Here is a 24,275-nt window from a genome sequence, read left to right as displayed (position 1 = left end):
TACACACTCTGAAAAACAAATTTAGTTTTCTCTTTTATTATAAATGATATCGAAATGGTTAACCAAATATACATCCGACATTTTAATATAAAAAAACCTCCCTTTTAGGAAGGCTCTTCTACATTTTTAAATAAACTCACTAATAACGCTTTTTGAGCATGCAATCGATTACCAGCTTGCTCAAAGACGATAGACTGCGGTCCATCTATAATTTCTCCTGTTACTTCTTCTTCACGATGGGCAGGTAAACAGTGTAAGAAACGATATGTTTGCTTCGCATGCTTAACAAGTTCGTTATTGATTTGGTAAGGTTGAAATAAAGTATACTTCTCTTCTTCGCCCTCTTGCCCCATGCTCATCCAAACGTCAGTATAAATGAAATCTGCTTCATTCACCGCTAATTCAGGATCATGCAAAACTTCAATTTCAGCTCCTGTTTCCTTGGCAATTGCTAACGCTTTTTTTACAATCTCTTCATTCGGTTCATACCCTACAGGCGTTGCCACAGTCATATGCATTCCGACTTTTGCACTCGCTAGCAACAATGAATGACATACATTATTTCCGTCACCTACGTAAGCCAATTTTATTCCTTTAAATGTATTTGTTTCTTCGTATATCGTCATAAGGTCTGCCAATGCTTGACAAGGATGATGATCATCCGTTAAACCGTTAATAACAGGAATACTCGATTCTTTTGCAAGCTCTTCTACATCCGCGTGTGAGAATGTACGTATCATGATCCCGTCAATATACTGCGATAATACTTTCGCAGTATCTGAAACGCTTTCTCCTCTTCCCATTTGCATCTCTTTCCCACTTAAAAACATACCATGTCCCCCGAGCTGTACCATTCCTGCTTCAAAAGATACACGAGTACGAGTTGAATGCTTATCAAAAATAAGCCCTAATATTTTGCCTTGTAATAAAGGCTCTTGCTTATTCTTTTTTAAATATATAGCGAACTCAATTAAAGAAATAATTTCTTCTTTCGTTAATTCTTCTAGTGTTAAAAGATCTTTCGTATTTAATTTCGGTACTTGTACAGTTGACATGAAACTTCCCCCTTATATGATTGATACGTTTTTTGTACAAACTACTTTTTTTATTATATATACTGCCTGTTCTAACTCTTCATTCGTGACAATGAGTGGCGGTAATAGTCTTATCACATTAGGACCTGCTTGTAATACGAGAAGTCCTTCGTTTTCTAGTTGTTCTATAAAACTTGCAACTTCATGCTTACACTCAATCCCAATCATAAGCCCCTTACCACGTATATTTTGAATACATTCGACATGCTGTAATTCCTCTTGCAACTTCTCTAATACGTACTCGCCTTTTTCTTGTACTTCTTTTAAAAACGATGGTTTTTCACTTACTTGCAATACTTCTTTCGCTGCAGCCATCGCGATGTAATTCCCGCCAAAAGTTGAACCGTGTGATCCTGCAGTAAACGACGCTCCGAGCTCTTTCCGGCCAATCATCGCTCCGACAGGAATCCCATTCCCAAGCGCCTTTGCAACGGTAACGATATCAGGCTCTATTCCCACTTGTTCATAAGCGAATAGTGTTCCAGTTCTTCCTATCCCCGTTTGTACTTCGTCTATAATAAATAAGGAACCGAACTTATTACATAATGTTTCAATCTCTTTCAAAAAAGATAGATCAGCAGGTATTACTCCTCCCTCTCCTTGAACAACTTCTACCATTACCGCCGCAACTTCTTCATTCATTACTTCCTCTAATGCTTTAATATCGTTAAAAGGGATATGTAAAAAAGATGGAAGTAATGGACCAAATCCTTCTTTTACCTTATCTTGGCCCGTTGCACTCATCGTTCCAAATGTTCTACCGTGAAAAGACTGCTGGCATGTTACGACGAGAGATTTTCCAGTATGCTTACGTGCTAACTTTAAAGCCGCTTCATTTGCCTCTGCCCCACTATTACAGAAAAACACATAATCTAATTCTCTATTTTCTGTTAATAATGACGCAACTTCTTCTTGCAAGCTGTTTGTAAACAGGTTAGATATATGCCATATATCATCAAGTTGCTCTTGTACACCTTTGAGAACAGTAGGGTGACAATGTCCTAAATTACATACGCCAATTCCTGATGTGAAATCTAAATATTCCTTACCGTTATTATCAATAACTTTCGTTCCAGTTCCCTTTACAAACTCAATAGTTCTTCTGCCATACGTTTGAAAAAGATGACTCGTCATGCAATACTCACACCTTTCGTTACCGTCGTTCCAATACACTCTCCCGTAACCTCAGTAAAATCTTTTGTACCATTCACAATACTTATCTTTTGCACTCCCATTTTTAATGATGCTAGTGCCGCCTGTACTTTCGGAATCATCCCACCTGTAATAACACCTGTTTCTATAAAAGTAGCAATTTCAGATTCATCCGTTTCCTTTACCAAATTCCCTTCATGTAATATTCCATCTACATCCGTAATAAAAATAAGCTCTTTTGCCCCTAACGCAGCCGCAATCCCAGCTGCAGCATTGTCCGCATTTATGTTATAAACTTCATTACCATTTACCCCGATTGGAGCAATAACAGGAATATACTCCATATTCATTAATCCTTTTAATAAGGCTGTTTCTACATAACTTACTTCCCCCACATATCCTATCTCTTCACTGACAGGTTGAACTTGAAGTAAATTGCCGTCACATCCTGAACAACCTACCGCAAGTAAATTATGCTTTTGTAAATTCATTACGAGTTTTTTATTCGTACTTCCGCATAGCACCATTTGAACAACATCCATAACTTCTTTTGGTGTTACGCGTAATCCATCTCTTTTTTCTACGTTGATGTTACAATCTTTTAATTTGGCATCAATTTCTGGCCCACCACCATGAACAATCACTACTTTATACTTCTGTTGCAATTTCTTTATACATTCAAAAAACACAGCTTTTAATTGATTCAACATACTACCGCCGCATTTCACTACAATATATTCGCTCATCTTCTCTCTCCTTATGTACGATAACAAGCGTTTATTTTCACATATTCATAGCTTAAGTCACAGCCCCAAGCTGATCCTGTCTCTTCTCCTAAGTGTAAGTACACATTAATGACTATTTCATCTTCTTGTAATCTCTCTTTCATTTCTTCTTCAGAAAATGTTTGAGGCTCACTATTTTTTAATACCAATATAGATTGAAGAGTAATGTCAATTGTATTCGGACTAATAGCTACTTCACTTTGTCCAATACTGCTAATAATTCGTCCCCAGTTTGGGTCTTCACCATGTATTGCTGTTTTCACAAGACTCGAACCGACTATTTGCTTTGCAATTTTTTTTGCCTCTTCATTCGTTTGAGCTCCTAGCACATTTACTTCTATTAACTTCGTAGCGCCTTCACCATCTTGCGCAATTTTTTTTGCTAAATCTTCACATACCTTCTGTAAAGCACATACGAAAGTTTCCCAATCTGTATGTTCCATATTTATCGGCCTTGTTTCTGATAATCCACTTGCCATAACGATGACCATATCATTCGTAGAAGTATCTCCATCTACCGTAATTTGATTAAATGTATGATTCGTAATTTGGGATAATGCCGTTTGCAATACGTCATGCTCTATATGAGCATCTGTCGTAATAAAACTAAGCATCGTTGCCATATTCGGATGAATCATCCCTGAACCTTTTGCAACACCCGCAATCGTCACTTTCTTCCCATCAATAATCATTTCATAGCAAGTTTCTTTCGTTATGAGATCCGTCGTTAAAATTGCTTCAGAAAAAGAATATGCTTCACTTTCTTCCTTCGTCGGTATAAGAGTTGCAACTCCCTTTCGGATTATATCCATCGGCAGCGGAACACCAATTACACCTGTTGAAGCTACTGCAACGTAATTTTCTTTCAATCCAAAATGTTCCGCCCCTAATGTGCGCATCTCGTATGCGTCTTGTAATCCTTTCATTCCAGTACAAGCATTTGCATTTCCACTATTAACGATAATTGCTTGTAACTTCCCTTCTGCCGTTATACTATCCTTCGTTACTTGCAAAGGGGCTGCTTGTATTTGATTCGTTGTATACACAGCGGCACATGATGCTGGTACGTCACAAACGATTGCCCCTAAATCCTTTTTCTCCTTTTTCAGACCATTTGCAGTACCAATTGCCGAAAAGCCTTTCGGCGTTACAATTGAACCATTTTCTAATTTTGTAATAGACGCTACTTTAATCATCATGTCCCCCTTATAGATAAAGCGGCATATGTTGTAAACCTGTTGTCTCTTCTAGTCCCGCTATTATGTTTGCATTTTGAATCGCTTGCCCAGCCGCGCCTTTCATCATATTGTCTATAACAGAAACGACCGTAACTCTTTCTGTTCTTTCATCGTAAGCTATGCCAATATCACAATAATTTGAGCCTCTCACTTCTTTTGGACTTGGAAATTTCCCTTGCGTACAAATTCGGATGAAAGGCGATTGTTCATACGTTTCTTCATACAATTTTTGAAGTTGCTTTATTTCCATCTTTTGTTTTACTTTTGCATAAAGTGTAATCATGATTCCTCGTGATATCGGTATTAAATGTGTGCTAAATGTAATTGGCTGTAATTCACTATTCCATTCTGTAAGCATTTGCTCAATCTCTGGAACGTGCTGATGCTGGTTTACTTTATAGATGTGTAAGTTATCGTATAGCTCAGGAAAATGAGTCATTGTTGTTGGTGTTTTACCTGCTCCTGATACCCCTGATTTCGCGTCAATAATAATCGAATCTTCTTCAATCCTGCTACTACGTACTAACGGTGCTATCGCTAGCAATGTGGCTGTAGCAAAACATCCTGGGTTTGCAATTAAATTTGCCTTTTGAATCTTAGTCCTTTTCCATTCACTTAACCCATACACTGCTTTTCTAAGAATTTCTTCTTTCGCTGCTGGCCTTTTATACCACAGTTCATATGACGAAGGATCTATCATACGAAAGTCTCCAGATAGGTCAATTACTTTTAAACCTTCTGCTAATAACTTGGGAGTTAACTCCGCCGATACTCCTGCTGGTGTTGCTAGAAATACGATTTCTGCTTCTTTCCCTATTGTCTCCACATCAATTTCTTGTAACGTATGAACGAGGACATTTCGAAGATGCGGATATACATTTGTTATACACTCACCAACTTGTGAAAAAGAATGAAGAGATGCTATAGAAAAATATGGATGTTGTTCTAATAAACGAATTAACTCAATGCCCCCATATCCAGTGGCTCCAATAATTGCGACTTTCATAAGTTCCTCCTCAAATCGATTCTTTAAATTAAGTATGATTATAATATTGTATATTTATAGAGTCAATTAAATATTTATAAATTTTTAAAAGTAAAAAAACTTAATTTTACTAGAAAAACATTACACACAACCGAATTTTTATACAAAAATAGTGCATGGTAGTTTTTTTATTTCACTTCAAGTACAATAAAACAATACATACGTACATACAGGCGGGAAAAAATATGAACGAAAAATTAATTGAGAAAATGATTATAAAAAGTTTTCAGCAATATCAATGCAGTCCAATATCAAAAGAAGATCAGGAAATGCTAGTGAAACATATTCAAACGATGACTCATTCAAATATTGAAATTGATTTATACGAGGAGATTGAGGATATTGTTTATGATTATGTGACTGGAAAACAATAAAAAATAGGAGATTTCCATGTGGAAATCTCCTATTTTTTACTTAATGATTTACCTGCTACACGTTCAAATAAACCTGGAAATAAAGCATAAAGTTTCGGGCCAATTCCCATCCACTTCGGTAAGTTTACTTCACGTTTTTTCGTGTGCATCGACTTTACGATTTGTTCTGCTACGTATGTTGGTTTTAACATGTAACGTCCCATATTCTTTACATAGGTACCAGATTGATCCGCTATTTCAAAAAAGTTTGTATCTATCGGACCTGGATTAATTGCTGTAACATAAATATCTGTATTCGCTAATTCCATGCGTAAACTATTCGTAAATCCTAATACAGCATGTTTCGTTGCTGCATACGCACTTGATTTCGGAGTTGCAATTTTTCCGGCAAGGGAAGCAATATTAATAATATGTCCTTCGTTCTTGTTTACCATATAAGGTAGTACCGCTTTCGTACATGCTACTAATCCAAATACATTTACTTGGAACATATCTTTCACTTCATCCATTGACGCATCTTCAAACGTTTTAAAAATACCAAATCCCGCATTGTTTACTAATATATCAATACGTCCCACTTCTTGTAATACCTTTGAAAAAACAGACTGTACTTCCATCTCTTCACTTACATCTAATACATAATAATAGCAAGGCGTATTATAATTTTCTTTAATTTTGTCTACTAACGCTTGTAGTTTCTCTTCTGTTCGAGCCATTAATACGGGAGTCGCTCCCTGTGCTGCAACTTGCATTGCAACTTGCTCACCAATCCCACTAGAAGCACCTGTAATGACGATTACTTTATTTTGTAAACGTCCTGTCATTGCTGTCACCTACTTTGCATAATAAATCAATTGTTGCGATGATTCATCAATCATCACTTGTTGATTATATGCTAAATAGTCCAATTGTCCAACCGTTTCTGAAATAGTAAGTGGTAATTGTTCTTTATATAATACCGGAAATAGTTTTACACATACTTCAAATGCTGTCATTGGTTTTTCCTTTAATAACTCAAGCACTTTAAAAGCACGTGTTTCTTGCTTTTGTAATCTCGTTTCAATAAGTTGTTTCACATTTAGAACATCTTCCCCATGCCCTGATAAAATGCGTGAAATATTCATTTCGCTTAAACGCTGTAATGTTTGATTATATTGTAGTAATGGGCGTGCCCGTTCTGTTTGCCCTTCATATGGTGGTTCTAGTATTGGATTCGAAGAAATATGACTGATGAGAGCATCTCCACCAATTAATATTCCATCAGATTCTCTATATAAAGAAATATGAGTAGAAGCATGACCTGGTGTTTCAAGTACTATAAATCCAGGCAAAGAATCAATACGATCTCCTTCTCTCACAGTATGCGTTAACGATCTATTACAAGAATATTTAAGTGTCCTCGTCGTCAATAACGACTCGTCTTTCAAAAATGCTGCTGGCACACCAAACTGTAAGGCCGTCTCTCTAAAAAATTCATGATACCGCTTTAAAAATTCTGGATTTTGTGTGATCCAAGGCTCATTCCAAGGATGTCCAATAATATTCGTCTTCTCAGAAAATATATTTAAAAGTCCACAATGATCTGCATGATGATGCGTAATGACTACTGTTTCAATATCTTCTATCGTATGTCCTAATGCACCTAATTGACTTTCTAACGCATTCCTTGCCTCTTCTGTATTCGTCCCTGTATCAATTAATGTTAATGTCTCCCCCTCAACTAAAAACACATTCACAGTTTCCACTGCAAATGGTACAGGAATCTCCATTCGGTGAATCGCCGTCATGCTTAGCCCCCCTGTCTCTTTCCGGTTCAAAAATGAATACTTCTTCAGTTTACAACTTCTATATATATTTGTCATTATTTTCAGATAAAAAGAGGTGTTTCCTATAAAAAAACGAATGTATGTACATTTATAAGAATTTCTAACCAAAATTAAAGGAGGAACATCATGTCTATTCAAAACATTTCCTTTCTCGGTGCAGGCTCTATTGCCGAAGCTATTATTGGTGGCTTGTTACATGCAAATGTCGTTAAAGGTGAACAAATTACTGTAAGTAATCGTTCTAACGAGACAAGATTACAAGAGCTACATAAAAAATACGGTGTCAAAGGTACTCATAATAAAAAAGAATTACTTACTGATGCAAATATTCTTTTTCTAGCAATGAAACCAAAGGATGTTGCAGAGGCGCTTACCCCTTTTAAAGAATACATAAATAATAACGTGCTTATTATTTCATTACTAGCAGGTGTTTCTACTCACTCAATTAGAAAACTACTTCAAAAAGACGTTCCAATTATTCGTGCAATGCCAAATACATCCGCAGCCATTTTAAAATCAGCTACCGCTATCTCCCCTTCAAAACATGCAACAGCGGAACATATTCACACTGCAACATCTTTATTTGAAACGATTGGTCTCGTCTCTGTTGTAGAGGAAGAAGATATGCATGCTGTCACTGCATTATCCGGAAGTGGACCTGCTTATATTTATTACGTAGTGGAAGCTATGGAAGAAGCTGCAACAAAAATTGGTTTAAAAGAAGATGTTGCAAAATCACTTATTCTTCAAACGATGATTGGTGCTGCTGAAATGTTAAAAGCAAGTGACAAACACCCTTCTATTTTGCGAAAGGAAATTACTTCTCCTGGTGGAACTACTGAGGCAGGTATTGAAGTATTACAAGAACATAAATTTCAACAAGCACTTGTTTCTTGTATTACACAGGCAACGAAACGATCACATAATCTTGGAAAAACATTAGAACAACTAACAAAAGAAAAATAGAAAAAGGAGCTCAAGTTTATTTGAGCTCCTTTTTCTATAATTACACTTAGTTATTGTTCTTCCCAAAAATCTCTTCTTGCAGGCGACGACCAGTCGGCGTTGCTGCAAGTCCACCTTCTGCTGTTTCACGAAGTGCTACTGGCATCGTTTGTCCGATTCTAAACATTGCCTCAATTACTTCATCACATGGAATTGTACTCGTTACACCAGCTAATGCTAAATCTGCTGAGATCATCGCATTTGCAGCTCCTGCTGCATTACGTTTTACACAAGGTACTTCTACAAGTCCTGCAACAGGATCACACACTAAACCAAGCATGTTCTTTAATGAAATTGCCATCGCTGTAGCTGCTTGATCTTGTGTTCCACCAGCCATCTCAACTGCAGCTGCAGCCGCCATTCCACTTGCTGAACCAACTTCAGCTTGGCATCCTCCTGCCGCACCAGAAATACAAGCGTTATTCGCAACAACCATACCGAAAGCTCCTGCTGTAAATAAGAATTCAATCATTTCTTCACGTGTAGGCTGCAATTTTTCTCTTAGTGCAAATAGTACACCTGGCACTGTTCCAGCAGACCCTGCTGTTGGTGTTGCACAAATAATTCCCATCGCTGCGTTTACTTCATTTGTTGCAACAGCTTTGCTTACTGCATCCAAAATCGTATCTCCAGATAAGCCTTTTCCACTCTTCATATACGCTTGAACTTTTACAGCATCTCCACCAGTTAAACCAGTTGGTGATTTCACGCCGCGAATACCACGTTCTACTGCTTGCTCCATCACTACTAAGTTCTTTTCCATACCAGCAATTACTTCTTCACGTGAAATACTTCTTGTTTCCATTTCACATTGAATCATAATTTCTGCGATTTTTACATTTTGTTCTTTAGCTTGCGCCACTAGTTCCGCTGCGTTCCGAAACATGGTGTGTCCCCCCTGCAATTATTCCATAATAGTTACTTGACAAATATTTTGTTGCGCTTTTATTTCTTCAATTACTTCATCTGCTAATAATTCATCTGTTTCGATGACCATAAGCGCTCTTCTTCCTTTTTCTTTACGAGATACACTCATCGTACTAATGTTAATCTCATGTTTCGCAAGGATTGAAGCTACTGCTGCAATAGCACCAAAGCGATCGTTATTTACAATAAGTAGTGCTGGGCTCGTGCCTGATAATTGAAGATCGAATCCGTTTAATTCTACAACTTCAATTTTACCGCCACCAATTGAGCAAGCAACAACTTCAATTTCATCTTCACCTTTATACAAACGAATTCTCGCTGTATTTGGATGAGGTGCATTGGCATCTTCTTCAATGAATTCCACTTCAATTTCGCGCTCTTTTGCTATTTCTAGCGCCTCTGGAATACGTAAGTCATCTGTTTCAAATCCTAATATTCCACCGATTAGTGCTACATCCGTACCATGCCCTCGATACGTCTTTGCAAATGATCCATATAACGAAATGCTTACTCTTTCTGGTTCATGACGAAACAGCTGGCGAGCAACTTGCCCCATTCTTGCCGCGCCTGCTGTATGTGAACTTGATGGTCCAATCATAACTGGACCGATAATATCAAATACTGAGCGATACTTCATCATAACTCCCCCTAAACCTCTATGAAAAAAATTTATTCTACTATTCTATTAAGCTGCTACATCTGTCGCTTTTCCAGTTGTACCACGAATTTGTTCTGCTATACGAATTGGATAGTTTTTGAATAAAAGTAATCCAATATAACCTGAAATAATACCAGTTATCATAATACATAAGAATCTTAGCATTATTTTCATTTAAAAATGATACAAGATAATCCACAATAAAGTCTGGTAGCAATCCAAAGTTTAACACAGAAGCCATTGCAAGCATAGCATAAACAAGTGATATAACCATTGCTAATGCAACTAAATTTGCACCCGCTATTCCACCTAGACTACCTGCTGATGTTCTGAACTCTTTTAAAGAGTGGTATACCAATTAAATCTCCACCACCTTATTAATAAAAAGCTTCAACTAAGGAACTTGCAATAGATACACTCGCTAATCATATCGTTTAGCTAAAAAGTGAAAAAGACTTATGACAAATAATAGTAATATCTTTCCTATTATAATTCTCGTGTTACTCTCTCATGATTTAGTCAACTTCACTTGTTACGATAATGACTAAAATACATGTGACTTATCATAAATTATAATCTGCCCTCATTATAGCTTGTTTTTTATAAAACGCTTACTTTTGTTGAATTTTAAAAGTTCTGAATAAAAGTCCATTTCTGCTATTTGTATCACTTGTATGTCATCTGACTTATATAACAGTTTTTCTAAATAATCATTATTTCGTATTTTTATCCTATATATTCAAACCATCCTAATTTTCTGTATCATCCAAGTATAAGTATAAAATAATAACAGTTTTATTTTTAAATTTTTTTAGACAAAAAAAAATGGTAACCCGCCGTTACCATTTTTTATAAAATTATCATTTTTCTACTGGGAATGATTTCAAATCCGTCGCTATTTCTGTATTAGAAAACAACTCTCTAGCCTCTTTCAATAATTCCTTATATGTATCTCCTTGATAGCGAGAACTAATGTGAGTTAATATTAGTCGCTTCGCATTTGCCTGAAGTGCAATGCTCGCAGCTTGCTTAGATGTAGAATGAAAATAATCATACGCTTGTTGCTCATCTTCTGCTGCGAAAGTCGCTTCATGGACAAGTACATCTGCATCTTGCGCAAGCTCCCTACTCGCTTCGCAATATCGCGTATCACCTAAGATAGTAATAATTCTTCCTTTTTGAGGTGGGCCGATAAACTCATTTCCATTTAATATCGTGCCATCCTCTAATTCAACTGCTTCACCATCTTTTAAACGTTTAAAGATTGGACCTGGTTTCACACCCATCTCAAGTAACTTATCAACTAAAAGAGCACCTTGTATATCTTTCTCTACAATACGATATCCAAAACATTCTATACCGTGTGACAATCTTTTTGTTTCTACATAAAATTCATTATCTTCAAATACGGTACCTTCTTCTGTTATCTCCACAACTTCAAGTGGATATTTCACATGTGTCGTACTTACCGATAATGCCACTTCAATAAATTGTTTAATTCCTTTCGGTCCATACACCGTTAAAGGCGTAGTTCCTCCTTGAAATGAACGGCTACCTAATAAACCAGGCAATCCAAAAATATGATCGCCATGTAAATGCGTAATAAATATTTTTTCAATGCGGCGCGGACGTACAGATGTATGTAATATTTGATGTTGCGTGGCCTCGCCACAATCAAATAACCAAGTTTGTCCTCGTTCTTCTAACAATTGTAAAGCAATTGCTGAAACGTTCCTTCCTTTTGAAGGAACACCTGCACCAGTTCCTAAAAATACAAATTCCACTTTCTTTCCTCCAGCTCTAAATATACTCTATCTCTCATCTTACGGAATGTTATTTCAAATGGCAAATTGAATTTACATAACCAATCATCTAGACAACTATATAACACGAACATTATACTTAAAAAATTTAGCTATCGTTCGTGTTTTATGGTAAAATGATTATACTACATTTTAAGGGAGCGTTTTATTATGAAAGAAGTATTTCGTTTACAAACTGATTTTTCATCTTCATTTGATCGCTGGGTAAGTTCTTTCGTGTCTGATCACCCAGCACAATTAGAATGGACAACTTTAAAGGAATTAATCCATGAATATACAACATCACATACAAATGATACGTTACCAGCATATATTTCTTCAGCTTTAACATATTACGCCCAACGTGTTTCAACTACAAACAGTTCAGAGATTGTTATTTTTGAAAACCCTACAATCTCGTAATCTATAAATAAAAAAGCACTGGTTACAGTGCTTTTTTATTTATACTTATTTAGTAAATCGTCATATTCCGTCCAAAAGTTTGTATACATCCTTTGATCAAACTCATCTAAAATTATCTTGTCACTTGATTTATTAAATAATTCTTTTGCTTGTAATGCAAAAGAAACAATTTGTCTTCTATATTCATTTTCATTCAATTCTATATGAAGCCCTTCATAGTATATAGCCTTTTGATCAGTAGAAATAACTTTGACAAAGTCCTTTAAAATCACGTTTTTACCTATATGGTTTATAGTCCAATGAATTGAAATTGGGCATCCTAACATTAGCATAGTGCCACATCCGTGCAAAATAAGCCCCTCTTCATTTTCAATATCACAAATATATTCTTTATCTAAAGTTCGTAACAAAGCTAAAGCTGATTCACTTATTCCCCATTCCTCATCCATACCTGCCTGCGTAATAATCGTTCCAGCCATATTTAAATATATTTCTCCATGAGAACATAAATCTTCCTGCTCATTAAACAACCATTTTTGATTCTCAATATTTATAATAAAATTTTGTGGTACCATTACAAATTCCCCTTTTATAAAAATATTTATTTTCCATATTATTTATAATCAATATCATGCATTTCATCCCATATATCTATTATAAATCCATTTAATATTTTAAAAACACAGATAAAAAAGATATTGACACTACGATTTTACAGTGCTAACATCAACATGTAATTGAATATGGTCTCTGTTAGGTGAGGCTCCTGTATAGAGAAACGCTGCTGCCCAAAAATGTCGAGAGACGCCAATGGGTCAACAGGAAAGGTCGGAATGAAGGCCTTTTTTAACGTAGCTGGTTTCAGTACCTATGCTATACAGTGCTAAAACTCAACGAGGGAGAGGTGCATGTATTTTGTCATACACAAAAACTGTTTTTATTTATGTCTACTAACAGTCTTTGTTGTGGACTCTTTTAACTGCGAATTCAGACCTTTACTCGTTTTGAGTAAAGGTCTTTTTACGTCTATATGCACCTTACTATGAAACAAACATAGCATATTCAGAAACTACTAAATTGTACGGAGGTGAGGAACAGTTGGCAATTGATGATTCGGCCCAGATACCCATACGTTTTACATTCATATTTCATCATGTAGGTAGGAAAGAAACTGTTCCTCACCATTTCAAATAGTTAGGTAACAGATTGTTTCCTCCTTCATGACAGAGGAGGAACTACCGATGTTTAATTTACAAAGACAAGAAACAAAGCATGCTTATGAGCAAGATAGCATGAAAACAAATAACGAATTATTAGTGGAGGTTGCAACACAAGATGTAAGCTCTGCGTTAAAACTTTTAGAAACAACACAAGATGGATTATCTAAACAAGAAGCGTCTCGTAGACTTTCTTTATATGGTCCGAATGAAATAGCTCATAATAAAATGGCGCCGTGGTACATTCAATTTCTATTGGCATTTAAAAATCCATTTATTTTCGTTTTATTAGCTCTTGGAGCACTCTCCTTTTTCACAGATGATATGCAAGGAACGATTGTCGTATCTGTAATGGTCCTACTTAGTGCAACGATTCGGTTTTCCCAAGAATTTCGTTCTCAAAAAGCTGCCGATAAGTTAAAAGCTATGGTTCGAACAACTGCGAGCGTATTTAGAATAAATGGATTTGTACATGAAACAAAAAATGTAAAGAATTTAAACCGAAATTACACAACAGAAATTCCAATTGAGGAACTTGTACCTGGCGATATTATTTCCCTTTCAGCTGGTGATATCGTTCCAGCTGATGTGCGTGTTGTATCCGCTAAAGATTTATTTGTTAATCAATCTTCTTTGACAGGGGAAGCACTTCCTGTAGAAAAATACGAACACTGCTACCATACAGAAAATAAGCATATCTTACCGAAAAACATGAAAAAAAATTACAATCCACTCGATATGGAAAACCTTTGCTTCATGGGAACAAATATTGTAAGTGGCAGCGCAAAAGCTGTTGTCATCTCAACAAGTACCGATACGTATTTCGGCTCTTTAGCAAATAAGGTAATTGGAAAGCGTGTAGAAACAAGCTTTGATAAAGGTGTAAACAAAGTAAGCTGGCTCTTAATTACATTCATGCTTATTATGGCACCTATCGTCCTTCTCATTAATGGATTCACAAAAGGAGATTGGCAAGAAGCTTTCTTCTTCGCTATTGCCGTTGCTGTTGGCCTTACACCTGAAATGTTACCAATGATTGTAACTGCTAATTTAGCTAAAGGTGCCGTTAACATGTCTAAACAAAAAGTAATTGTAAAACAGCTAAATTCTATTCAAAACTTAGGTGCTATGAACATTCTTTGTACAGATAAAACCGGAACTTTAACAGAAGATAAAGTGGTCCTTGTTCGTCACTTAGATCCCAAGGGAAATGAATGCAATCGCGTCTTGCAATTTGCCTATTTAAATAGTTTCTATCAAACTGGATTGAAAAATTTAATAGATAAAGCTGTTATTAAGCATACAGAGGAAAACAATAAATTTAATCCATCAGCTTTTCAAAAGCTAGATGAAATTCCATTCGATTTCGCCCGCCGGCGTATGTCAGTTATCGTAAAGGATATTTCAGGTGAACATACAATGGTTTGTAAAGGTGCCGTAGAAGAAATTTTATCAATTTGTAACTACACCGAAGTGGATGAAAAAGTCGTTCCACTCACCGAGGAAATACGTTCAAATGTCAAAAAACTAAGTGAGACATTAAATAGTGAAGGTATGCGGGTTATTGCTGTGGCTTATAAAAAAGATAGAAGAATAAATGATACAGAGTACGCAGTAAAAGACGAAACTGATATGATTCTCAGTGGATATATCGGCTTTTTAGATCCACCGAAACCATCTGCAGCAGCTGCAATTCAAGCATTACAAAAACATGGTGTACAAGTGAAAATTTTAACTGGCGATAACGAAATTGTTACAAGAAAGGTTTGTAAAGAAGTTGGATTAGATATCGGCGAACCAATCCTCGGTTACGAGATTGATTCTTTACCAGATAAAGCATTAGCAAAACTTGCTGAAGAAACGACTGTATTTGCGAAGCTTAATCCAATGCAAAAATCTCGTATTATACACGCATTACAAGGAAATGGACACACTGTAGGTTACATGGGAGACGGCATTAACGATGCTGTAGCATTACGTGAAGCTGATGTCGGAATATCTGTTAATACTGCTACTGATATTGCGAAAGAAGCTTCCGATATTATTCTACTCGAAAAAAGTTTAACTATATTAGAAGCAGGTATTTTAGAAGGACGTACTACATTCGGAAATATTTTAAAATATATTAAGATGACAGCTAGCTCTAACTTCGGTAATGTGTTTAGCGTGTTAGTAGCAAGTGCTTTCATTCCTTTTTTACCGATGCTTGCCATTCATCTTTTAATTCAAAACTTACTTTATGATATTTCACAACTTTCTATTCCATGGGACAAAATGGATAAAGAGTTTCTAGAAAAACCACGAAAATGGGATACTGCAAACTTACGAAGCTTCATTATTTGTATCGGCCCAATTAGTTCCGTATTTGATATTATCACATACGTAGTCATGTGGAATGTATTTGGTGCAAATACACCGAGCGAGCAATCATTATTCCAGTCCGGTTGGTTTGTCGTTGGATTGTTAACACAAACTTTAATTGTTCACATGATAAGAACACAAAAGATTCCATTTATTCAAAGCGCTGCATCAACACCAGTCGTTTTATTAACCGCTCTTATTATGGCAATCGGGATTTATATTCCATTCTCACCACTTGGTGCAGCCGTTGGTTTGCAAGCATTGCCACTTAACTACTTCCCTTGGTTAGTAGGAATACTATTAGGCTACGCTTTTTTAACACAGTTCCTAAAAAAGCTTTATATTAAAAAGTTTCATAGCTGGTTGTAAAAATAAGAATGAGTGGGTATTCCCCGCTCATTCTAAAAAACATAACACATATTTATATATGGAGGTGACCATGATGGTATGGTACGACATTGTATTCAGATTAGTTATCGCAATTATTGTAGGAGCTTGCATTGGAATGGAAAGACAATGGAGACACCGAATGGCTGGGTTACGGACAAATGCTCTCGTATCACTTGGTGCCTGTATATTTGTTTTATTATCCGTCATGCTTGATCATGATGCTAGCCCATCCCGCATTGCTGCTCAAGTCGTTAGTGGCATTGGCTTTTTAGGGGGTGGCGTTATTATCCGCGATGGTTTTAGTATTAGAGGGCTAAATACGGCAGCTACTTTATGGTGTGCAGCTGCTGTCGGTACTCTTACAGGCGCCGGTTTCCTCGTTGCAGCTATATTAGGTGCAGCCGGCGTGTTACTAGCAAATATACTTCTTCGCCCAATTGCTCTTTTTATGAATAAAAAATCAAAAGAAGAATCACCAGAACAAACAAACTACTTACTTTCCCTTACTTGTTCAGAAGAACATGAAGCACATATTCGTTTTTTACTTATGCATATGGTAAGTACAGAAGGGCTCCGTTTAAAAGAATTGTATAGTGAAGATGTAGATTCTAATCAAAAAGTTTGTATACAGGCTACATTACATTGCAAGACAAATGCGGCTATCTTAATTGAAAAAATAGTAAGTAGAATGCTATTAGAGTCTGGCGTTACTGGAGCTGGATGGAAGACTTCTTTAAATTTAGAAGCGAGTTAAATAGGAAAGGTGTCATGATTTTACTACTTCATGACACCTTCTACATAAACTTATTTTCTAACTTTTGTTGAAACGACTTCTCTTGCTTACGTAGTAGTTGACTACCTCGTTGTAAAATCGGTGTTCCATACTTATCATTAATTTGATCAATGACAGCAAGTAGTGGCTCTTTTTTCGCATCCTCTTCAAATGAAAACAAATCTAATTGTTTCACCGATTCTGTCTTCCACTCTATTTCAGTAGCTGTAACACCTAGTAAACGAACGGAATCACCATCCCAATGTTGCTTCCATAAACGGGATGCTGCTTGAAAAATATCGCGTTCTTCCCAAATTGCATTTTTCAATTGCTTACTCCGTGTTACTGTTCGCCTATCATGGTATTTAATCATAATTTGAATATTATAGCTGACAAGGGTTCGCTTTTGTAATCTTTTACTCACTGATTTTGATAAACGTTCTAACATATCAAGCAATTCTTTCTCTTCATCCATATCCTTTGAAAAAGTCATCGAGTTACCGACACTTTTATGTTGGCCCATTTGACTCGGATCCACTTCCCTATCATCCGTACCTTTTGCACGCTTTTGCAAATCAATACCGTGCTTCCCAATTTTAGCGCGAATGATATGCTCGTCTCCCTTCGCTAACTGTTCAATTGTATGTATATGAATTTCATTTAATTTTTCAGCTGTTTTTTCTCCAATCCCATGCATTGCTTCAACTGGAAGTGGCCAAATCATTTCTGGAATATCACGTTTTCGAAGTACGGTAATACCGAGAGGTTTTTTCATATCAGAAGCTGTTTTTGCTAGGAAAAGATTTGGAGCAATTCCGATACTACACGGAAGCTGCAACTCTGTTAATAGTGCTTGTTGAATCATCTTTGCTATTTCAAGAGGCGAACCAAGTGCGTAGCAATCTGTAATATCTAAATATCCTTCATCTATTGAGACTGGTTGTATCTTTTCTGTAAAACGGGAAAGGACTTGAAACATTTGAAATGAAGCTTCGCGATATAATGTGAAATTAGGACGCCTTACAACTAATTGCGGGCATAACCTTTTCGCTTCCCAAAGGGGCATCGTCGTACGTATTCCGTATTCTCTCGCCTCATAACTACATGTTATAATAATTCCTTTTCTCTCTTTTTCATTTCCAGCAACCGCTAATGGCTTTCCTTGTAATGATGGATCATGAGCAATTTCAACAGATGCGAAAAAGCAATTCATATCTACATGTAAAATAACACGACCATTTTTCGGATACATTTCTCGCATAGTACTCACTCCCTAATCAGAACGTTCGTTCTTTCATTATATCAAATTTTGCACAATAGTTATAATAATTACTTGTTCTTTTTTATAATCGATATAAAGAGGATATATATGTGAAAGGGTCTGATTATGATGAGATCAACTAATAAAGTGAAACTTTAATCAGCCCTCACCTAAATTCTTTACTTTCGCTGAATTTTGAGGTGGGGGGGCTTACTGTCCGGCAAATAGCGGGATAAACTCAATTATACATTCCTTGTAGTTATATTAATCATTGCAATTAATTATTTACTACTTCCGATTTTCAATATGAATACGTTAGGATTATTCCTTCGTCTAGTACATGTAGCAACAACGTATATACTTCCATAGGTTTTCTTATATTGGCTTATACGTCTTGTCAAAGCAATCGAATCAAAATAAAAAGCGTGTAAATCACAATTGATTTACACGCTTTTTCTATTCCATTACTTCGCTACTTCTTCAATAATTGCAACAACTAATTCTGCTGTTTTTGCTAATTCTTCAACAGGAATCTTCTCGTTTGTTGTATGAATTTCTTCATAACCAACTGCTAAGTTAACTGTTGGGATACCATGTCCTGCAATTACGTTTGCATCACTTCCGCCACCACTTTGGTGAAGAGAAGGTGTACGACCAATTTTTTCAGCTGCACGTTTTGCAACTTCTACAACATGATCACCATCAGCAAATTTAAATCCTGGGTACATAACGTTTACTTCAACGTCTGCATGCCCGCCCATTTCTTTTGCAGTTGTTTCAAATGCTTCTTTCATTTTCGCAACTTGTGCTTCCATTTTCTCATTGATTAAAGAACGAGCTTCTGCAAAGATTTGTACATGATCGCAAACGATATTCGTTTGTGTACCACCTTCAAAACGTCCAATATTTGCAGTCGTTTCAGAGTCAATGCGACCAAGTGGCATCTTCGCAATTGCTTTCGCTGCGATAGTAATTGCAGATACACCTTTCTCCGGCGCTACACCAGCGTGAGCTGTTTTCCCGCGAATAATTGCGTTCACTTTCGCTTGTGTTGGAGCTGCAACAACGATTTCACCAACTTTTCCATCGCTATCTAATGCGTAGCCATATTTCGCTGTAATACGCTCACGGTCTAATGCTTTTGCACCAACAAGACCTGATTCTTCTCCGACTGTAATAATAAATTCAATTTTACCATGAGGGATATTTTTCTCTTTTAAAACACGGATTGCTTCGAACATTGATGCTAATCCAGCTTTATCATCCGCACCTAAAATTGTTGTACCATCTGATACGATATATCCATCTTTAATAGAAGGCTTAATTCCATTACCAGGAACTACTGTATCCATATGAGAAGTAAAGTAAATTGTATCAACACCATCTTTTGTTGCTGGTAAAGTACAAATTAAGTTACCTGCACCATGACCAGTTACAGCCATTGTGTCATCTTCAAATACTTCTACACCTAAATCTGTAAATTTCTTCGTTAATACTTTGCAGATTTCTGCTTCAAATTTCGTTTCAGAATCTACTTGTACTAATTCCATAAATTCATTTACTAAACGTTCTTGATTAATCATAAGACTGCGCCTCCTGCACTACCATTATGTATGTAACACTATTAATTATAACAGAATTTCGCAAAAGTTTCGAAATACAAGACAAAAAACAGATGGTTTACATGTCTAGATAACCATCTGCTTTCTATTACTCATTTAACAATACCCAGCGCATATGATCTTCCCACACGCCATTTACCATTAACATCTTCCTAGATACGCCTTCATATTGAAAACCTATCTTCGTTACTACTTGTATAGATGCTAAATTACGAGGCATAATCGGAGCTTCTATGCGATGTAACTGAAATTCCCCAAAAGCAACTTGAATTGCTTTTCTAAGCGCTTCTGTCGTATACCCTTTGTTTAACTCTGCTTTATCTAATTTATAACTGAGTACACAAGATTGATAAATGCCACGAACGATTAAATTAAATGAAATACACCCAATTATTTTCGTATCATCACCCTTTTTAAAAATCCATAGTCTGATGATTTTCCCTTCTTCGAACTCTTTTCTATCCTTTTGCAACTTTTTCTTTTGATAATCTAGCGTAAAAAAATCATCCGGTCTATACTCTTCCCAAGCTTTTAAAAATTCACGATTTCTGTCGTAATATTGAAGAACTGTTTCAGCATACGACTCATCAATTTCCCTTAAGTATAAACGATCTGTTTCGTATATTTTCATCATCGTATCTCCATTCTTCAGCTTGCCCAACTAAAAATTAACAATATACCCTTTTACTATATTCTCTACACACTCTCAAATTTCCTGTTATATTTTGCAATCCCCTCCCGAATTTTGTCCTCACTCTCCCCTTGTCCATAATTTCATTTCTCGTTACAATGAAATTGTACTGATTTGCAAGGAGGTATAACGATGCATAAAAAAGCTCAAAAAGTTATGGTTTATGTGATGCTAATTTCTATGCTTGTAACAACATTACTTGCTGGCGCGAGTATGTTTTGGTAAAAAGGGCAATGTGTTCGTCCTTTTTTTACTTTTTACACATAACAAAATAAACCATCTCGACATCGAGATGGTTTATTTTATATAAAACACAATCGCTACAATACTAAAGGAAAATGACATTACAAGCGCTATTACAAAACTTGTATATTGTTTCTGCTGAAATGCCCCAATAACAAAAGTGAGATTAAGTAATGCCATACATACAATCGCTACAAGATAAGAACATATATTAAAAGTTGCCAATATGAATGTAATAACAAATAGAAATCCCATAAAAAACTGCATATACGAAAGTTTTGGATTCAAGTACATATGAGCAACCCCTTTATCTAATTTTATCTTTCTATACTCTCATTAACGCACGGTTATGTACACATGTCAAGACAACTTATTATAATAGAAAAAGCCAACCTTTTCGTTGGCTTTTTCATATGCAACGGCTCCTTTTTCTTTTGCCAATTGCTGAAATGATTTTTTCGATTTCACAATCCATACTTTCGTTCCAATTGGAATGCGATCAAACAAATATTCCACATCGTTTTTCTTCATTCTTATACACCCTTGTGAAATATACTTTCCAATTGAACTCGGTTGGTTTGTTCCATGTATTCCATATTTACTTCCATCAGTTCCTCTTGCATTAAATCCAATCCACCTTGACCCAAGTGGATTTTTTGGCGATCCACCTGGAATATCCTTCGCAATGTAATACGGATCCTTTGCTTTCATTACAACATCAAAAGTTCCTTCTGGAGTTAATTCATTCGTTTTCCCTGTCGCTACTGGAAAAACCTTTTGAATCTTTCCATCGTCAATGTAAGCTAATTTATTCGTTGCTTTATTTACAATAATAAAAGGATCTCCGGCACGTGGATTATCCCCAAGAGGCCAAATCGGTGATAAAGAAAGACATAATATGATAGAGAGAAGATACGGCATAGATAATTCCTACCTTCTATATAAGTTCTTTTATATTATCCTTTCCCTTAAAGCGACTTTTAATGAGTAAATATTGTTCCATTTCATACACAAGTTGAACAAGTTTCGCACGTATCTCAAATTCTTCGCGTGTAGCTGGCAATGGCATGTCTCTAAATAATTCCCTCATTTCTTGAAGCTGCCTTAAGGAAATAACGCCAGTACTCTCAGGGCTAATAGCATTACCAATGTTTTCAACAACATCTGCAATCATGTCAGCTTGTTCATATGTCCACGATAAAGAAGCTGCTAGTGGTATCATTCGCTCTAAAATTTCGAATTGTTGCATACGCATATTAAAATAACGATAGTAATAATCATCTTCTCGCATAAATGCATTCTCAAGTTTTTTAAACGATAAATCTCTTGCTTCATTTAACATATTCTCGGTTTCAATGAGTTCTGCTCCACTCCAACTACTTTCTCGATTTCGTAAATACACAACCATTTCAAACAAAATCGTTTTAAAATTATTCTCTATTTTATCCTGATACTCTTTTAGCTTATTTTCACTACTCGGCATATACATATTTACTAATAACGCCACGCTAATCCCTATCGTTAATATAGCAATTTCATTTCCAACTATAAGCCATGTAATTTGCTTCAATGAATATAGATGCATAACAATAACTGAACTCGTGACAATACCTTCTTGAATTTTAAGCATTACTGCAGTCGGAATAAATGTAAGTAACAATATGCTAATTGCAAGTGGTGTATAGCCAATCGTTTCAAAAATACAAAACGCGAATGCCATTGATAATACACACGCTAGAAAACGATGTAACGACACTTGAAGTGATTTGCGCTTCGTATTTTGTACACATAAAATAACTAAAATGCCTGCTGAACTATAAAATTCTAACCCTAATAACTGAGCAATAAAAACTGCCGCACCTGTCCCTATTGCTGTTTTTACTGTACGATATCCAATTTTAAACATATCATTACTCCTATATGTATAAACGTATTTACAGCTAGTATAAAAAAAGGATGACACAATGTCATCCTTTTCTACTTATTATTCACATAACCTTTTCATATTACAATATTTTTTGTAAAAATTGTTGCGCACGTTCACTTTTCGGCGCTGCAAAAAATTCTTCTGGCGCACTATCTTCTACAAGCTTTCCTCCGTCCAAGAAAAGAACACGATCTGCCACTTCTTTTGCAAAGCCCATTTCATGTGTAACGATAGCCATCGTCATTCCTGTCGTAACTAACGATTTCATAACTTCTAACACTTCTTTCACCATCTCTGGATCTAGCGCCGATGTCGGTTCATCAAATAACATAACTTCCGGTTCCATCGCTAACGCTCTTGCAATTGCTACACGTTGCTTTTGTCCTCCCGAAAGACGATTTGGATACGTATCTTTTTTATCTACTAATCCAACCTTTTCTAAAAGTTTCTCAGCTTTCTTTTCAGCTTCTTGCTTCGTTACCCCTTTTACATTGATAGGGGCATACGTAATATTTTCTAATACAGTCATATGAGGAAATAAGTGAAAATGTTGAAATACCATACCGACATTTTCACGAACATGCATAACATTCGTTTTCGGATTCGTTACTTCTTCCGTCCCAATCCAAATGTGACCATCCGTTGGTGCTTCTAACATATTCATACAACGTAAAAATGTTGATTTTCCTGATCCAGAAGGCCCTATAATTGCGACTACTTCCCCTTTTTCAATTGTTGTTGTAATTCCTTTTAATACTTCGTTTTTACCAAATGATTTATGAAGGTTTTCAATTTTAATCACTTTTCTTCATTCTCCCTTCAATTGCCTTCCCGACTAATGTAAGAATAATGACTAACATATAATAAATCAGTCCAACAAAAAGTAATGGTTCAAGATATTTAAATGTCTCACCGCCTACAATGTAAGCACGACGCATTAAATCAGTCGCGCCTATTACTGTTACTACAGCCGATTCTTTCGTAAGTGTCGCAAATTCGTTCACAAGCGCTGGTAATATATTTTTTAATGCTTGAGGGAAAATAATATTTCTCATCATTTTTCCGTACGGTATCCCTAAAGCCATTGCTGCTTCTGTTTGTCCTTTATCAACCGCTTGAATACCAGCACGAATTACTTCTGACATGTATGCACCTGAATTCAAGCTAAATGCAAGTACAGCAGCTAAGAATGCTGGTATTTCATAACCAATTATTTGTGGGACGCCGAAATAAATAATCATTAATTGCAATACAAGGGGTGTACCACGAAAAATTGATGTATAAAAATCTGCTGCTATATTTAATGCTCGTATTCTAGCAATTTTACAAAGTGCTAATAGCGTTCCTAAAATAAATCCTGCTAAAGCTGATACTGCTACAATTTTCAAAGTAACTTCTAAACCTTTTAGTATATATGGTATCGAAGGCGTAATCGCCGAAAAATCTAAGTTCATTCTTTTCA

26 protein-coding genes and 1 riboswitch are annotated in these 24,275 nt (G+C 36.0%); of the genes, 6 read left to right on the top strand and 20 right to left on the bottom strand.

The window, feature by feature from the left end; genetic code table 11:
- Positions 1–104 precede the first annotated feature (104 nt).
- The 5 genes from argF to argC are packed head-to-tail and all read right to left on the bottom strand — an operon-like array spanning position 105 to position 5,275.
- Positions 105–1,055 carry an ornithine carbamoyltransferase gene (gene argF / locus B9A45_RS08730; protein WP_000108852.1) on the bottom strand — a complete coding sequence of 317 codons (951 nt, stop codon included), beginning with the start codon at positions 1,053–1,055 and terminating at the stop codon, positions 105–107.
- 12 nt (positions 1,056–1,067) lie between these two features.
- A complete protein-coding gene (locus B9A45_RS08725) occupies positions 1,068–2,228 on the bottom strand; it encodes an acetylornithine transaminase (RefSeq protein ID WP_000200560.1) in 1,161 nt (386 codons plus the stop codon).
- On the bottom strand, positions 2,225–2,992 hold the full coding sequence (gene argB / locus B9A45_RS08720) for an acetylglutamate kinase (RefSeq protein WP_000006080.1): 768 nt from the start codon (positions 2,990–2,992) through the stop codon (positions 2,225–2,227). Before argB ends, B9A45_RS08725 begins: the two co-directional genes overlap by 4 nt.
- An 11-nt stretch (positions 2,993–3,003) precedes the next feature.
- Positions 3,004–4,227, bottom strand: coding sequence for a bifunctional glutamate N-acetyltransferase/amino-acid acetyltransferase ArgJ (gene argJ / locus B9A45_RS08715; RefSeq protein ID WP_000598389.1), 1,224 nt, complete (start codon positions 4,225–4,227; stop codon positions 3,004–3,006).
- Positions 4,228–4,237: 10 nt separating this feature from the next.
- On the bottom strand, positions 4,238–5,275 hold the full coding sequence (argC, locus tag B9A45_RS08710; protein WP_000861254.1) for an N-acetyl-gamma-glutamyl-phosphate reductase: 1,038 nt from the start codon (positions 5,273–5,275) through the stop codon (positions 4,238–4,240).
- A 224-nt stretch (positions 5,276–5,499) separates the two neighbouring features.
- On the opposite strand from argC, the gene B9A45_RS08705 reads away from it, so the two are divergent.
- The gene (locus B9A45_RS08705; RefSeq protein WP_001003220.1) at positions 5,500–5,688 is read left to right on the top strand and encodes a YqzH family protein; all 189 of its coding nucleotides are present in this window, start codon (positions 5,500–5,502) and stop codon (positions 5,686–5,688) included.
- A gap of 29 nt (positions 5,689–5,717) precedes the next feature.
- Here the strand turns inward: B9A45_RS08705 and B9A45_RS08700 are convergent, their stop codons facing one another.
- Positions 5,718–6,512: an SDR family NAD(P)-dependent oxidoreductase gene (locus tag B9A45_RS08700; RefSeq protein WP_084063986.1), complete on the bottom strand. Its 795-nt coding sequence runs from the start codon at positions 6,510–6,512 to the stop codon at positions 5,718–5,720.
- A 9-nt stretch (positions 6,513–6,521) separates the two neighbouring features.
- Complete coding sequence (locus B9A45_RS08695; protein WP_000125118.1) at positions 6,522–7,475, bottom strand: MBL fold metallo-hydrolase; 954 nt, start codon at positions 7,473–7,475, stop codon at positions 6,522–6,524.
- 165 nt (positions 7,476–7,640) lie between these two features.
- Here B9A45_RS08695 and proI point away from each other — a divergent pair, with 165 nt between their 5' ends.
- Entirely contained in the window at positions 7,641–8,480 is an 840-nt protein-coding gene (gene proI / locus B9A45_RS08690; protein WP_000027253.1) for a pyrroline-5-carboxylate reductase ProI, read from the top strand.
- Between the two features lie 46 nt (positions 8,481–8,526).
- Here proI and sdaAA read toward each other — a convergent pair whose 3' ends face one another.
- From sdaAA to rnz, 4 genes are all read right to left on the bottom strand, one after another.
- Positions 8,527–9,405, bottom strand: a complete 879-nt coding sequence (sdaAA, locus tag B9A45_RS08685) for an L-serine ammonia-lyase, iron-sulfur-dependent, subunit alpha (RefSeq protein ID WP_000489461.1) — start codon at positions 9,403–9,405, stop codon at positions 8,527–8,529.
- 18 nt (positions 9,406–9,423) lie between these two features.
- Positions 9,424–10,083, bottom strand: coding sequence for an L-serine ammonia-lyase, iron-sulfur-dependent subunit beta (gene sdaAB, locus B9A45_RS08680; RefSeq protein ID WP_000877445.1), 660 nt, complete (start codon positions 10,081–10,083; stop codon positions 9,424–9,426).
- Positions 10,084–10,123: 40 nt separating this feature from the next.
- On the bottom strand, positions 10,124–10,378 hold the full coding sequence (locus tag B9A45_RS08675; protein WP_153587794.1) for a hypothetical protein: 255 nt from the start codon (positions 10,376–10,378) through the stop codon (positions 10,124–10,126).
- A gap of 586 nt (positions 10,379–10,964) precedes the next feature.
- Complete coding sequence (gene rnz, locus B9A45_RS08665; protein WP_000397453.1) at positions 10,965–11,888, bottom strand: ribonuclease Z; 924 nt, start codon at positions 11,886–11,888, stop codon at positions 10,965–10,967.
- Between the two features lie 189 nt (positions 11,889–12,077).
- On the opposite strand from rnz, the gene B9A45_RS08660 reads away from it, so the two are divergent.
- Complete coding sequence (locus B9A45_RS08660; protein WP_000665709.1) at positions 12,078–12,329, top strand: DUF3932 family protein; 252 nt, start codon at positions 12,078–12,080, stop codon at positions 12,327–12,329.
- A gap of 35 nt (positions 12,330–12,364) precedes the next feature.
- Here B9A45_RS08660 and B9A45_RS08655 read toward each other — a convergent pair whose 3' ends face one another.
- On the bottom strand, positions 12,365–12,904 hold the full coding sequence (locus B9A45_RS08655; protein ID WP_000249056.1) for a hypothetical protein: 540 nt from the start codon (positions 12,902–12,904) through the stop codon (positions 12,365–12,367).
- A gap of 167 nt (positions 12,905–13,071) precedes the next feature.
- Positions 13,072–13,239, top strand: a riboswitch (M-box (ykoK) riboswitch).
- Between the two features lie 331 nt (positions 13,240–13,570).
- Between B9A45_RS08655 and mgtA the strand changes: the two genes are divergently transcribed.
- Together mgtA and B9A45_RS08645 are read left to right on the top strand one after the other, a co-directional pair.
- Positions 13,571–16,276 carry a magnesium-translocating P-type ATPase gene (gene mgtA, locus B9A45_RS08650; protein ID WP_142263045.1) on the top strand — a complete coding sequence of 902 codons (2,706 nt, stop codon included), beginning with the start codon at positions 13,571–13,573 and terminating at the stop codon, positions 16,274–16,276.
- Between the two features lie 73 nt (positions 16,277–16,349).
- A complete protein-coding gene (locus tag B9A45_RS08645; protein WP_000262341.1) occupies positions 16,350–17,051 on the top strand; it encodes an MgtC/SapB family protein in 702 nt (233 codons plus the stop codon).
- A gap of 40 nt (positions 17,052–17,091) precedes the next feature.
- On the opposite strand, the gene B9A45_RS08640 is transcribed toward B9A45_RS08645, so the two are convergent.
- The 3 genes from B9A45_RS08640 to B9A45_RS08630 all read right to left on the bottom strand — a co-directional run bounded on the left by B9A45_RS08640 (position 17,092) and on the right by B9A45_RS08630 (position 20,586).
- Entirely contained in the window at positions 17,092–18,330 is a 1,239-nt protein-coding gene (locus B9A45_RS08640; RefSeq protein WP_001208856.1) for a DNA polymerase IV, read from the bottom strand.
- A 464-nt stretch (positions 18,331–18,794) separates the two neighbouring features.
- Positions 18,795–19,913: a tripeptidase T gene (locus tag B9A45_RS08635; protein WP_000609803.1), complete on the bottom strand. Its 1,119-nt coding sequence runs from the start codon at positions 19,911–19,913 to the stop codon at positions 18,795–18,797.
- A gap of 127 nt (positions 19,914–20,040) precedes the next feature.
- Positions 20,041–20,586 (bottom strand): GNAT family N-acetyltransferase, encoded by a 546-nt coding sequence (locus B9A45_RS08630; protein ID WP_001987197.1) that lies wholly within the window; start codon positions 20,584–20,586, stop codon positions 20,041–20,043.
- A gap of 189 nt (positions 20,587–20,775) precedes the next feature.
- Here B9A45_RS08630 and prli42 point away from each other — a divergent pair, with 189 nt between their 5' ends.
- Positions 20,776–20,868, top strand: coding sequence for a stressosome-associated protein Prli42 (gene prli42, locus B9A45_RS32135; RefSeq protein WP_000549040.1), 93 nt, complete (start codon positions 20,776–20,778; stop codon positions 20,866–20,868).
- 72 nt (positions 20,869–20,940) lie between these two features.
- Here prli42 and B9A45_RS08620 read toward each other — a convergent pair whose 3' ends face one another.
- The 5 genes from B9A45_RS08620 to B9A45_RS08600 all read right to left on the bottom strand — a co-directional run bounded on the left by B9A45_RS08620 (position 20,941) and on the right by B9A45_RS08600 (position 24,267).
- Complete coding sequence (locus B9A45_RS08620; RefSeq protein WP_000281167.1) at positions 20,941–21,180, bottom strand: DUF3894 domain-containing protein; 240 nt, start codon at positions 21,178–21,180, stop codon at positions 20,941–20,943.
- A 66-nt stretch (positions 21,181–21,246) separates the two neighbouring features.
- Positions 21,247–21,807 (bottom strand): L,D-transpeptidase, encoded by a 561-nt coding sequence (locus B9A45_RS08615; protein ID WP_001146566.1) that lies wholly within the window; start codon positions 21,805–21,807, stop codon positions 21,247–21,249.
- Between the two features lie 16 nt (positions 21,808–21,823).
- Positions 21,824–22,792, bottom strand: coding sequence for an aromatic acid exporter family protein (locus tag B9A45_RS08610; RefSeq protein ID WP_000472665.1), 969 nt, complete (start codon positions 22,790–22,792; stop codon positions 21,824–21,826).
- Positions 22,793–22,892: 100 nt separating this feature from the next.
- Positions 22,893–23,615: an amino acid ABC transporter ATP-binding protein gene (locus B9A45_RS08605; protein ID WP_000590202.1), complete on the bottom strand. Its 723-nt coding sequence runs from the start codon at positions 23,613–23,615 to the stop codon at positions 22,893–22,895.
- Positions 23,608–24,267 (bottom strand): amino acid ABC transporter permease, encoded by a 660-nt coding sequence (locus B9A45_RS08600; protein WP_001046915.1) that lies wholly within the window; start codon positions 24,265–24,267, stop codon positions 23,608–23,610. The genes B9A45_RS08605 and B9A45_RS08600 overlap by 8 nt, the downstream gene beginning before the upstream one ends.
- Positions 24,268–24,275 lie beyond the last annotated feature (8 nt).

Source organism: Bacillus sp. JKS001846, from assembly GCF_900176455.1.
In the GTDB taxonomy this organism is placed as follows: domain Bacteria; phylum Bacillota; class Bacilli; order Bacillales; family Bacillaceae_G; genus Bacillus_A; species Bacillus_A cereus.
This window is presented reverse-complemented; position numbering and strand designations above follow the sequence as displayed.

Excerpts from the sequence above, each read along its gene's own strand:
- argF (WP_000108852.1), bottom strand. The coding sequence starts at position 1,055 with ATGTCAACTGTACAAGTACCGAAATTAAATACGAAAGATCTTTTAACA.
- B9A45_RS08725 (WP_000200560.1), bottom strand. The coding sequence starts at position 2,228 with ATGACGAGTCATCTTTTTCAAACGTATGGCAGAAGAACTATTGAGTTT.
- argB (WP_000006080.1), bottom strand. The coding sequence starts at position 2,992 with ATGAGCGAATATATTGTAGTGAAATGCGGCGGTAGTATGTTGAATCAA.
- argJ (WP_000598389.1), bottom strand. The coding sequence starts at position 4,227 with ATGATTAAAGTAGCGTCTATTACAAAATTAGAAAATGGTTCAATTGTA.
- argC (WP_000861254.1), bottom strand. The coding sequence starts at position 5,275 with ATGAAAGTCGCAATTATTGGAGCCACTGGATATGGGGGCATTGAGTTA.
- B9A45_RS08705 (WP_001003220.1), top strand. The coding sequence starts at position 5,500 with ATGAACGAAAAATTAATTGAGAAAATGATTATAAAAAGTTTTCAGCAA.
- B9A45_RS08700 (WP_084063986.1), bottom strand. The coding sequence starts at position 6,512 with ATGACAGGACGTTTACAAAATAAAGTAATCGTCATTACAGGTGCTTCT.
- B9A45_RS08695 (WP_000125118.1), bottom strand. The coding sequence starts at position 7,475 with ATGACGGCGATTCACCGAATGGAGATTCCTGTACCATTTGCAGTGGAA.
- proI (WP_000027253.1), top strand. The coding sequence starts at position 7,641 with ATGTCTATTCAAAACATTTCCTTTCTCGGTGCAGGCTCTATTGCCGAA.
- sdaAA (WP_000489461.1), bottom strand. The coding sequence starts at position 9,405 with ATGTTTCGGAACGCAGCGGAACTAGTGGCGCAAGCTAAAGAACAAAAT.
- sdaAB (WP_000877445.1), bottom strand. The coding sequence starts at position 10,083 with ATGAAGTATCGCTCAGTATTTGATATTATCGGTCCAGTTATGATTGGA.
- B9A45_RS08675 (WP_153587794.1), bottom strand. The coding sequence starts at position 10,378 with ATGGTTATATCACTTGTTTATGCTATGCTTGCAATGGCTTCTGTGTTA.
- B9A45_RS08660 (WP_000665709.1), top strand. The coding sequence starts at position 12,078 with ATGAAAGAAGTATTTCGTTTACAAACTGATTTTTCATCTTCATTTGAT.
- B9A45_RS08655 (WP_000249056.1), bottom strand. The coding sequence starts at position 12,904 with ATGGTACCACAAAATTTTATTATAAATATTGAGAATCAAAAATGGTTG.
- mgtA (WP_142263045.1), top strand. The coding sequence starts at position 13,571 with ATGTTTAATTTACAAAGACAAGAAACAAAGCATGCTTATGAGCAAGAT.
- B9A45_RS08645 (WP_000262341.1), top strand. The coding sequence starts at position 16,350 with ATGGTATGGTACGACATTGTATTCAGATTAGTTATCGCAATTATTGTA.
- B9A45_RS08640 (WP_001208856.1), bottom strand. The coding sequence starts at position 18,330 with ATGCGAGAAATGTATCCGAAAAATGGTCGTGTTATTTTACATGTAGAT.
- B9A45_RS08635 (WP_000609803.1), bottom strand. The coding sequence starts at position 19,913 with ATGATTAATCAAGAACGTTTAGTAAATGAATTTATGGAATTAGTACAA.
- B9A45_RS08630 (WP_001987197.1), bottom strand. The coding sequence starts at position 20,586 with ATGATGAAAATATACGAAACAGATCGTTTATACTTAAGGGAAATTGAT.
- prli42 (WP_000549040.1), top strand. The coding sequence starts at position 20,776 with ATGCATAAAAAAGCTCAAAAAGTTATGGTTTATGTGATGCTAATTTCT.
- B9A45_RS08620 (WP_000281167.1), bottom strand. The coding sequence starts at position 21,180 with ATGTACTTGAATCCAAAACTTTCGTATATGCAGTTTTTTATGGGATTT.
- B9A45_RS08615 (WP_001146566.1), bottom strand. The coding sequence starts at position 21,807 with ATGCCGTATCTTCTCTCTATCATATTATGTCTTTCTTTATCACCGATT.
- B9A45_RS08610 (WP_000472665.1), bottom strand. The coding sequence starts at position 22,792 with ATGTTTAAAATTGGATATCGTACAGTAAAAACAGCAATAGGGACAGGT.
- B9A45_RS08600 (WP_001046915.1), bottom strand. The coding sequence starts at position 24,267 with ATGAACTTAGATTTTTCGGCGATTACGCCTTCGATACCATATATACTA.